This window comes from Gordonia sp. BP-119, from assembly GCF_016924115.1.
Classification (GTDB): domain Bacteria; phylum Actinomycetota; class Actinomycetes; order Mycobacteriales; family Mycobacteriaceae; genus Gordonia; species Gordonia hongkongensis.
In genome coordinates this window covers 1-6,820 of record NZ_JAFFZF010000078.1, presented here as the reverse complement: position 1 = coordinate 6,820, position 6,820 = coordinate 1, and the positions used below count along the sequence as shown (strand labels likewise).

Below are 6,820 nucleotides of genomic sequence, written 5' to 3'. Positions count from 1 at the left end.
ACCGAGCGGCTGCACTCATCGATCGGCTACTGCCCGCCCATTGAGTACGAGAGGCGCTACCGTGAGACAGCCACCTCCGAGATGGCGGTGGCCTAAACGAGGTCTCCATCCGATCCAGGACGGTTCACAGCGGCTGCCCCAGGGTTCGGGTCCGGCACTGCGATCCGGGGCGCTCGAAGGTATTTCCGGCGGCGACCATGATGGCGCCGGTACTGAGCAGCGCGGTCTCTTGCTGCGAGGTCTGGGTGGCCATCGGTTGCAGCGGGTGGCGTTCCACGCCGCGTTGGGCTTTGGCCGGCATCAGCACGGCGGGGAACTCGGCGAACTTCTGGCGGCATCGTTCGGCGCGGGCCATGGTCGCCGGGGCCAGCGGTTTGGTCCGCTCGCCGATCCGGGTGCCCAGGTGGGTCAGGTCCAGGGCGGTCAGCGATGGTGTGGTGGTGGGGGAGACCTCGCCGAAGCAGCGCGGGCAGCGGTAGTTGTACTGCTTGCCGTAGCGCACCGATCCGCTGGCGGGCACGCCGGTCTTCCACGCCCACATCGCCTCGACGGCCTCATCGCAGGGGCCGCACCACGCCTGGGGGCGGTGGTCGAGGTCGGGGGCGGGCAGTGTGCGGTCCCAGAACACGATGTAGAGCCGGTCCCGGCTCTGGGGGACGCCGAAGAACATCGAGTTGAGGTAGAGCACCTTGTGTTCGTAGCCGAGCTTGGTGATCTCGCGCAGCCACCACCGATACGTCGACCCGTCGCCGACCTTGCGTCGGCCGGGGACCGCTGGTCCCCAGGACTGCAATTCGGTGGTGCATTCGACCAGGATCAGCAGGGGGTGGTGCTGATCGGCGTAGTGCAGCACGCAGTTGGCCGTTGCGCGGTCCCGCTCGGACCGGGTGGCGCGTTCCTCGAACTCGGGGTCGTCGAGGTCGAACAACGTCAGTCCCTGTTCGTAGGCACGCTGGGTGTTGGCCTGGGAGTGGTTGGTGCAGGTCACCCCGGCGACCAGTAGGTCGGCTGCCGGGAGTTCACGCACCGAGTGGTAGGTGTCGGAGTCGGTGTTGATCAGATCAGCGATCCAGTGCTCGACGTGCGGATGGTTGGCCTCGTGCACCTCGACCTTGTAGCGGTTGTGGTTGGCCCCGACGATGGTGTCGAAACCGGCGGCCTCGATGCCCTGGGTGAATCCGCCAAATCCTGAGAACAAGTCCAGCGCGGTCGGATTGTCGTGGCGGAATCGTCTGCGGCGCAGCGCCGGTCGGTGTTCCGCTGTCTTCGAGATGATGTGCCCCATGATCGTCGTTTCCTCGCTCATTCCATCCTTAGTGGTTGCCTATAGACTACCATTAACGGTAGCCTATAGGCAACCACTGAGGCACGGAGGAAAGAAGGAGCAGCACATGGCCACGACCACCGAAAACACCTGCGCGGCAACACCGATGAGCGTTCATGCGCGAGCAATCGCCGCAGGCATCGAGCGGTGGCGCCAAGCCTGCGACCTCGCAGGCAATGTCGACGCTGAACATGACGCGGCCGCCGCCCTCGTCGGGCTGGTCGAGCAAGCGATGCCCGAACTGGCGCGCACCGAGGTTGTCGAGCGGTCGTATCTGGTACGCCGGGTGCAGCGCTACGTCGGCCCGCTGCCCGAGCAGTGGGCAGCGATGGACGATTCCGAGCGCGACCAGTACGTCTGTGACCACTGGCCGGCTGTCGAGGAGTTCGACGAGCACATCGACGACGACCAGCTGACTCTGACGATCGTGAAACCCGCGCAGTGAGCAGCTGTCCCGCGCCGACCGGGCGCACCGCCGTCGTGCTGCCGCCCGTGGCGACCTCGCCGGTAGGCTCAGCCACGCCGAGTGCGCCCGCCGACCTGGCGGGCGACAGGGGAGGAGGAGCCGTCATGGCCGTCGACATCGACGAACCTGCATTGCTACGCGCTCTCGGAGAAGCGATCACGACTCGCCGCGAGGAACTGGGCCTCAGTCAGCGGGCCCTGGGTCTCGAGGCCGGCGTCGAGCGCAACATGCTGCGCGGCGTGGAAGACGGATCGCGGCGAGCAACCATCATCACCCTGGCGCGCATCGCCGAAGCGCTGAAAGTGCCGATCTCGCAACTACTTCACCAGATCGGGCACTAACCCTCCACGACCCTCAGTGAAGACCCACACCGGCTGGTCGCCGTCGCGCGTAACCAGGACGGAGGGGAGGGGGCTGCACATTCGGGGGAGCTCGCCGCCCTCCCCTCCTATCCTGTGAGGAACGATCTTCGGTTTGGGTGTGGCAACTCAGAAGAACGTCCTTCGTGATCGGTGGTGGTGATCGGTGGTCAGATGTCGCCGGTCGAGGCGATCGCGAAGGTTCGTGTGCGACGTGCTCGCAACCAGTTCTGGTCCTTGTTCCAGAGCGTGAGCACTTTACGGGCCAACTCGACGTTGTCGGGCTGGTCGTCGATCGAGCTGGCGAGCCCGGCGTAGAACGTCTCGTAGTCGAGGTTATGAGTGAGACGGACTCGTCGTCGACGGGCTCGGGCGTCAACGCGCAGGAGAGCCGCGAACTCACGGGGTGTCAGGACGCTGTGGGCCGAAGGCAAGTTCATGAGGGGATCTCTCCTCGCGGGGTGGGTGTGACAGTTCGCGTGGCCTTTGAGAGCAAACCTGTTGCTGGTCACTGATAAGTCCACATGGTGGTCTCCTGATGGTCTAGTTGAGCGCCAGCGTGCTGACCGTGGCCACGATGGCTACAGCGATGAGCGCGAGGATGGGGTTGACCATGCTTGCGGGCTGCCGCGGCGGCGGTGTCGGCCCAGGGTGGCGCCTGGTGAACTCTGCCTCGTGGCCGGCGGGTGCGAGCGGGGCGTCTGGATCGTTGATGCGCATACCGTGTGCGGCGAGTGCGTCGTACCAGGCGTCGTCATGCCAGTCTTCTGTGTGGCCTTCGGCGAGGGCTCGCTTCCGGGCGCGGAGTAGGCGTTGGAACCAACCGAAGTTGCCGATGGGGAATCTCCATAAGGCGATGACGGCGATCGCGAGGACTATGACGGCCACGTTGAGGGACCAGATCACCCAGTTCATGTTTCTCCTTGTAGGTCGAAGGGCCCTTCTTCGAGAGCGATTCGGGTGTTGTCTTTGTGTGTGCATAACATGCCGCACCGACGCCGTGGCGTGCATCGCGCGCCCGAATCGCCCGTCAGCTGGGTCATCGTTGCAGTTGCGGGCGCTTGGCCTGGGTGTCGAGTTGGCGTTGCACGGACTCGGCGACGAGCGCCCGGACCGGCGGGATGCGTCGTGCGCCGGCTTCGGCGATGAGTGTGGTGATGCGGTCGAGCAGGTTGTCGCGGTAGGCGTCGGTGATGGTGGGGTCGAGCGCCTGGTCGAGCAGTTTGCGTGCTCGGGTGAGTTTTTCGCGTTTGGCGGGTTGGAGGCTCAGGCCGGTGTCGCGGGCGTGGCGTGAGGCGGTGTTCCATGCGTCGCGGGCTGCCAGGGCGGTGGTGACGGCTCGCTCGGCGAGGTCTCTGTCCAGGGGCCGGGAGTCGTAGGCGGCGGCGCGGGCGGCGGTGTAGGCGTCGAGGAACGCCGCGGTGTGGGGGTCGTTGGTGTCGTCGAGGAGTGGGCGGGTGAAGAGCCGGTCTGCGAGGTCGGCGTGATAGGCGGCGTAGTCGGCGTCGATGGTGCCGAGGACGTCGGCCGCCTTGGTCCATTGAGCGCGTGTGCTCTTCACCAGAACGTCTCGGCGAGAACGTGCTTGGCTCACTTTGTGGTAGGCGAGAACCGCGACAGCGATGACGATGAGGCTGGCCGCGACGGCTCCGCAGATGATCCACAGCGTCGTGTAGTCGGTGGGCGCCTCGGGTGCCGACGGTGTCTGCTCGATCGGGGTCTGCTCGGTCGGGGCGGGGGCCGGCGGCGTCGGCGCGGGGGGCGCGTCGGTGGTTGGCTGCCTGTCCTGATCCGGGTCGGGGCCGACCAGAGTCAGAACGGCTCCGACGGAGGAGAGGATGACACCGCCGATCGCAAGTGGAGCGACGGTGGCGGCGACTTCGCCCGTTTGCTTCGCGATGGCGGCCCGCAGGCCCGCCCCCAACAGGATGAGCACCCCGATGATCGAGGCTCCCCATCCGAGGTTGGACGCGACCTGCATGAAGGCCTCTGGGGCTTCAGGTGTGAGGGTGGTGGCGTCGGCCAGGACTCCGGAGATTGTGAACTCCATTCGTTCACCGTCCCTTTCGGTGATCCACAGTCACCATGGGGGCAGTGAACTCGAGAAGTCGCTGCCGGAATCCATCATCGAACGCCGAGGTCGGCGGGTAGTGCGCAAGGACCGCCGCAGCCGTGCTCTCCCGGGCATCCGGGGTGATGCGGCGAATGGTGTGGTCGGCGGCGAGATAGCCCGAGGCTTGTTCGATTAGAGTGGCGCATTGGTGCATGTCACGGCCCTTTCCGTGGTGTGCGTCGGGTCCGTGGGTGTTCCAGCACCCGCGGACCACTCTTGTTTCTGCCCGAGTCGGCAGCGAAGGTTCACCACCAAACATCAGCGGTGATGGTTTTAGTCTACATGCGTGTGGGATATAGTCAACACGGTGGAGAGACTTCAGGAGCTGGGCCAGCGTGTGCGCGACGCGCGAACCAGCCGCGGTCAGACGCAGGCCGAAGTAGCCAAAGCTGTTGGCGTGCACCGCACCCACCTGTCGGCGATCGAAGCCGGGCGCGAGAACATCACCATCGGAACGCTCTACCGGATAGCCGACCACTTCGGCATTGCCGCCTCGCGCCTACTGCCCGACTGATTCAGCGAGACTGTCGGACCTTCATGAAAAGGTAACTGCGAGTCGACGACCTGGGACAACGCCGCACAGCAGGCAACAAGCGACGCAGGAGGAACCTGATGTTCACCGGATTGACCAACACCATCGTCAACCTCTTCACCCCTGGCGGCGAGTCGGGCGCCAATGCCATGGAGGCTGGCTATCCGATGGCAATGTTCCATGTAGCCGGCGGGCCCGTCATCACCGTCACCGCGAACGGACGCAACGACCAGGACAGGCGCGTGCTCGATCAGTTTGATGTTCCGAGGGAGGGACGCGGACGGAAAAAGGCCGCACTCGCCGCGATCAATGCCCACGGCTACGAGCTCGCCGGCCCGCCGTTGCGGGTCGGGAACCCGGCGATGTACGTCGCACCCGTCTTGCGTGTCAGGCGGCCGCGTTGAATCAAGCGGTAACGGCCGGATTCGTCTGGCAGATCCTGCTCCTGGGCGGTCTCGTCTACTGGTCGAGATTCGGCGCGGCAGCGGTCATCGACGCAGCGACACAGCCCGTTCGGGCGGTGCGCTGGCAGCCGCACCCTGAACTCGGACCTACTCCGTCGCCCGCCCGGTTCAAGTGGGTCATCGGATTCGTCGGCGCGGCCTTTCTGCCTGTCGGCGTGCTCGTCGCCGCCTTCTGCGCGGTCTGGCGGATTATCGCCAGTTCGTGGCCGCCAGGTGTCTTCGTGAGTGCAGGTTGGACAGTAGCCGTTCTCGGTTGGCTGACACTGCTGATGGTCGGCGAAATGTCGATCGCCAAAGAGCTCGGACCAGGCCGCACAATTCGTGCAGCTCTGCACCGTCAGCACCACCGCGACCTCCTCGGTTCGTGACCATGAGCGGTGCGCAGTGAGCGTCAGGCTTGCCCAGCAACCACTCTCAGCGCGCCAGCCCGCATCTAGAATGTCGTCACGTTGCGTAGGATTTCGTCACTGGTGACGAATCATAGAGCGCAGCAACACCTTTCGCCGATAATCTACGTTATGACATCACGACAGTCCCGCATCGGCTGCCAGCACATGGTGACGGTGGTGCCGTCGGGTCCGGTGGTGAGTGCGTTGGTGTCGCTGAGCACGGTGATGAGTGCTAGTCCGCGGCGGCGGAAGCGCTCTGAGGGGGACTGTCGTGAGAACGGTGTAAGTGGCCTTACCGCCCTCGGTGTGTCGGGGGCAGGAAGGTCGCATCATGACCGACACTCTGGTGGCTGTGGAGCCATCTGATGAACACGATGACGGGATCGTCGAGGTGCCTGCGGACCGCAGCGTCGATGAACTCGAGGTAGCCCGCGAGCTGGTCCGCCAGGCCCGGGAGGCCGGGGTCCGCCTGACCGGTCCGGATGGGTTGCTCAAAGCGATGACCAAAACGGTGCTCGAGACGGCGCTCGATGAAGAGATGTCTGAGCATCTCGGTTACGACAAGCACGACCAGCGTGGTCGCGGGAGTGGCAACTCGCGCAACGGGTCTCGGTCGAAGACCGTGCTGACTGATGCGTGTGGGCAGGTCGAGATCGATGTCCCGCGGGATCGGGCGGGCACCTTCGAGCCGCAGATCGTGAAGAAGCGCCAACGCCGCTTGACTGATGTGGATGAGGTGGTGTTGTCGCTGTATGCCCGTGGGCTCACCACCGGTGAAATCAGCGCCCATTTCGCCGACATCTACGGTGCTGCGGTCTCCAAAGACACGATCAGCCGGATCACCGACCGGGTGCTCGAAGAGATGGCCACCTGGCATGCCCGTCCGCTCGAACGCGTCTACGCCGCGGTGTTCATCGACGCCATCCATGTCAAAATCCGCGATGGGCAGGTAGGGCCCCGGCCGATCTACGCCGCGATCGGGGTGGATCTGGCCGGGCATCGTGACGTGCTCGGGATGTGGGCAGGTGAAGGCGATGGTGAGTCGGCAAAGTACTGGCTGGCGGTGCTTACCGAGCTGAAGAACCGGGGTGTAGCCGACATCTTCTTCCTCGTCTGCGACGGGCTAAAAGGCCTGCCGCAATCGGTCGGGGCGGTCTTTCCCGACACGGTGGT

General features: G+C 65.1%; 10 protein-coding genes. 6 read left to right on the top strand and 4 right to left on the bottom strand.

Features of this window, described 5'->3' with window-relative positions:
• Positions 1-124: 124 nt before the first annotated feature.
• Positions 125-1,306 carry a DNA cytosine methyltransferase gene (locus tag JW364_RS23720; RefSeq protein ID WP_240199549.1) on the bottom strand — a complete coding sequence of 394 codons (1,182 nt, stop codon included), beginning with the start codon at positions 1,304-1,306 and terminating at the stop codon, positions 125-127.
• Here JW364_RS23720 and JW364_RS23715 point away from each other — a divergent pair.
• Together JW364_RS23715 and JW364_RS23710 are read left to right on the top strand one after the other, a co-directional pair.
• A complete protein-coding gene (locus tag JW364_RS23715; protein WP_205334492.1) occupies positions 1,284-1,769 on the top strand; it encodes a hypothetical protein in 486 nt (161 codons plus the stop codon). The genes JW364_RS23720 and JW364_RS23715 overlap by 23 nt on opposite strands.
• Positions 1,770-1,894: 125 nt before the next feature.
• Positions 1,895-2,131, top strand: coding sequence for a helix-turn-helix domain-containing protein (locus JW364_RS23710; protein ID WP_058253458.1), 237 nt, complete (start codon positions 1,895-1,897; stop codon positions 2,129-2,131).
• Between the two features lie 188 nt (positions 2,132-2,319).
• On the opposite strand, the gene JW364_RS23705 is transcribed toward JW364_RS23710, so the two are convergent.
• From JW364_RS23705 to JW364_RS23695, 3 genes are all read right to left on the bottom strand, one after another.
• The gene (locus JW364_RS23705; protein WP_058253459.1) at positions 2,320-2,589 is read right to left on the bottom strand and encodes a hypothetical protein; all 270 of its coding nucleotides are present in this window, start codon (positions 2,587-2,589) and stop codon (positions 2,320-2,322) included.
• Between the two features lie 103 nt (positions 2,590-2,692).
• The gene (locus JW364_RS23700; RefSeq protein WP_058253460.1) at positions 2,693-3,064 is read right to left on the bottom strand and encodes a hypothetical protein; all 372 of its coding nucleotides are present in this window, start codon (positions 3,062-3,064) and stop codon (positions 2,693-2,695) included.
• A 124-nt stretch (positions 3,065-3,188) separates the two neighbouring features.
• The gene (locus JW364_RS23695) at positions 3,189-4,199 is read right to left on the bottom strand and encodes a hypothetical protein (RefSeq protein WP_205334542.1); all 1,011 of its coding nucleotides are present in this window, start codon (positions 4,197-4,199) and stop codon (positions 3,189-3,191) included.
• Positions 4,200-4,569: 370 nt separating this feature from the next.
• On the opposite strand from JW364_RS23695, the gene JW364_RS23690 reads away from it, so the two are divergent.
• From JW364_RS23690 to JW364_RS23675, 4 genes are all read left to right on the top strand, one after another.
• Complete coding sequence (locus JW364_RS23690) at positions 4,570-4,776, top strand: helix-turn-helix transcriptional regulator (protein ID WP_307814827.1); 207 nt, start codon at positions 4,570-4,572, stop codon at positions 4,774-4,776.
• Between the two features lie 98 nt (positions 4,777-4,874).
• Positions 4,875-5,198 carry a hypothetical protein gene (locus JW364_RS23685; RefSeq protein WP_101823072.1) on the top strand — a complete coding sequence of 108 codons (324 nt, stop codon included), beginning with the start codon at positions 4,875-4,877 and terminating at the stop codon, positions 5,196-5,198.
• Complete coding sequence (locus JW364_RS23680) at positions 5,195-5,626, top strand: hypothetical protein (RefSeq protein ID WP_205334494.1); 432 nt, start codon at positions 5,195-5,197, stop codon at positions 5,624-5,626. Before JW364_RS23685 ends, JW364_RS23680 begins: the two co-directional genes overlap by 4 nt.
• 352 nt (positions 5,627-5,978) lie before the next feature.
• Positions 5,979-6,820 (top strand): IS256 family transposase (locus tag JW364_RS23675; RefSeq protein WP_240199548.1); only part of this gene is annotated, 842 nt, incomplete at its 3' end.

Coding starts and splice junctions, on each gene's coding strand:
- JW364_RS23715 (WP_205334492.1), top strand. CDS start 1,284: ATGATCGTCGTTTCCTCGCTCATTCCATCCTTAGTGGTTGCCTATAGA.
- JW364_RS23720 (WP_240199549.1), bottom strand. CDS start 1,306: ATGAGCGAGGAAACGACGATCATGGGGCACATCATCTCGAAGACAGCG.
- JW364_RS23710 (WP_058253458.1), top strand. CDS start 1,895: ATGGCCGTCGACATCGACGAACCTGCATTGCTACGCGCTCTCGGAGAA.
- JW364_RS23705 (WP_058253459.1), bottom strand. CDS start 2,589: ATGAACTTGCCTTCGGCCCACAGCGTCCTGACACCCCGTGAGTTCGCG.
- JW364_RS23700 (WP_058253460.1), bottom strand. CDS start 3,064: ATGAACTGGGTGATCTGGTCCCTCAACGTGGCCGTCATAGTCCTCGCG.
- JW364_RS23695 (WP_205334542.1), bottom strand. CDS start 4,199: ATGGAGTTCACAATCTCCGGAGTCCTGGCCGACGCCACCACCCTCACA.
- JW364_RS23685 (WP_101823072.1), top strand. CDS start 4,875: ATGTTCACCGGATTGACCAACACCATCGTCAACCTCTTCACCCCTGGC.